Source organism: Bradyrhizobium pachyrhizi (assembly GCF_001189245.1).
Classification (GTDB): Bacteria; Pseudomonadota; Alphaproteobacteria; order Rhizobiales; family Xanthobacteraceae; genus Bradyrhizobium; species Bradyrhizobium pachyrhizi.
On the sequence record NZ_LFIQ01000039.1, the window covers coordinates 49,544 to 51,832 of the forward strand.

The window sequence follows — 2,289 nt, forward strand, 5'->3', positions numbered from 1 at the left end:
CTCATCGCGCTTTAGTCCGACAAATCACATCAATTCGTAGCCCGGATGAAGCGAAGCGAAATCCGGGACCAGTCGCCCCACCAATGAGAGCTGCCCTGGATTGCGCTGCGCTCCATCCGGGCTACGCACCGCGCCTTTCATTTATGTTCAAGCCGTCATCCCCGGACGTGCGGGGATCCAGTACGCCGCGGCCTATCGGTTGAACACGAATGCCTCCGGAATACTGGATCGCCCGCTTTCGCGGGCGGTGATAGGAGGCGGCGAAGACAGTGCGTAGTATCGTAGACCGGCGCTGCTGCGCCCTACTCCTGAATCCCGTAGCGGTGCAGGTCGTTGCCGTAGGTGTCGAGCCAGTGCTTGGCGCGCGTCACCGACGCGCAGACCTTGTCGACCACCCGCCAGAACCGCGCCGAGTGGTTCATCTCGACGAGATGGGCGACCTCATGTGCGGCGAGGTAATCGAGCACGAAGGGCGGCGCCAGGATCAGCCGCCATGAGAACGACAGCGAACCCGCCGAGGTGCACGAGCCCCAGCGGCTCGACTGATCGCGGATCGAGATCCGGCGTACCCGCACACCGAGTTCCGCGGCGTGAAGCTGCGCCGCCTTCTGCAGATCCTTGCGCGCCTCGCGCTTGAGGAAGTCGTGCACGCGGCGATCCATGTGCTCGACGCCGCCGGCGACGCAAATGATCTTCTCGCCGCTGTCGCGCGTCTCGGTCCACACCGTGCCGCGCTCGCCCGAGCGGTGCACCAGGCGATGCGGCACGCCGCGCAACGGCACCACGGTGCCGGGCTGGAACGGCGCGGCCTTCGGCAGACGGCCGAGACGGGCGGCGATCCAGCCGCCATGGAGATTGGCGAAGTCCTTGGCTTCCGGAATCGTGCCGCGCGGCGGCATCGTCAGGATCGCTTCACGATCGGTCGGATGTATCCTGAGTGTGTAACGGCGCGCGCGCCTGTGCCGGCGCAACCTGACGGTGAAGAACTGGGAGCCGTGTCTGACCAATACGGTCGCGGGTTCGGCAGGCCGCCGATAGAGGAGCGCGCGAGTAGCCATTTCTGAGAGTCCGGGGAGCAGGAGTTCGCCCGAACTTTGCCATATCCGCCGCCAGGGAAAGCGCTCGGCGCAAAAACAAATCATTTGCCCAATATACAGGGGCTGGACGTTAATTGACCTCTACAGGCAGGGGCTGGAACCCGAATTTTTCCGATGAATCAAGGTTACGAAAAAGGCCCAAAGAATGGAATTATATTCATCCCTTGAGCCTGGTCTGATTTGAGATTCTTTTAGTTAAATCAGTGACTTGTGCGACCGCGAAAATCGCGGCCGGGGCGATACCTATTCGGCGGCGGCGACCAGCGAAAGCCGCGCATTGGCCGCCGAAACCATGAAATCAGAGATTCGCGGCACGATTTCGGACCGGAAACGCGAGCCGTTGAACACGCCATAGTGCCCGACGCCCTTCTGCACGTAATGCACTCGGCGATGGTTCGGGATCGCGGTGCAGAGCGCGTGCGTCGCCTCGGTTTGGCCAAGACCTGAGATGTCGTCCTTCTCGCCTTCGACCGTCATCAGCGCGACGCGGCGGATCTTCGACGGATCGACCGGCTTGCCGCGATGGGTCATCTCGCCCTTCGGCAGCGCGTGCTTGACGAAGACGAGGTCGACGGTCTGCAGGTAATATTCGGCGGTGAGGTCCATCACCGCGAGATACTCGTCATAGAATTCGCGGTGCTTGTCGACGAGATCGCCGTCACCCTTGACCAGATTGGCGAACAGCGCCTTGTGCGCGTCCATGTGCCGGTCGAGGTTCATGCTGATGAAGCCGTTGAGCTGCAGGAAGCCTGGATAGACGTCGCGCATCACGCCCGGATGCGGGAACGGCACCTTGGTGATGACATTGTTGCGGAACCACTCGATGCCGCGCTCTTCCGCGAGGTTGTTGACCGCGGTCGGATTGCGCCTGGTGTCGATCGGCCCGCCCATCAGCGTCATCGACAGCGGCACGAACGGATCGTTATTCGCTTCCATCACCGAAACGGCCGCCACGACAGGCACCGACGGCTGGCACACCGCGATGACATGCATGTTGCCGCCAAGCGCGTGCAGCATCTCGATCAGGTAATCGACATAGTCCTCGAGGTCGAACCGGCCGGCCGCGAGCGGCACCATGCGCGCATCGGCCCAGTCGGTGATGTAGACCTCATGCGTCGGCAGGAACGCCTCGACCGTGCCGCGCAGCAGCGTCGCATAGTGGCCCGACATCGGCGCCACGATCAGCACGCGC

Annotated in this window: 2 protein-coding genes; both read right to left on the bottom strand. The window is 62.8% G+C overall.

The window, feature by feature from the left end; all coding sequences use genetic code 11:
• Positions 1-302: 302 nt before the first annotated feature.
• Entirely contained in the window at positions 303-1,142 is an 840-nt protein-coding gene (locus AKL29_RS05075) for a M48 family metallopeptidase (protein WP_080667147.1), read from the bottom strand.
• Positions 1,143-1,340: 198 nt separating this feature from the next.
• Positions 1,341-2,289: polyhydroxyalkanoate depolymerase (gene phaZ / locus AKL29_RS05080; RefSeq protein WP_244481766.1), on the bottom strand; the 949-nt coding region annotated here is incomplete at its 5' end.

Excerpts from the sequence above, each read along its gene's own strand:
- AKL29_RS05075 (WP_080667147.1), bottom strand. The coding sequence starts at position 1,142 with ATGATTTGTTTTTGCGCCGAGCGCTTTCCCTGGCGGCGGATATGGCAA.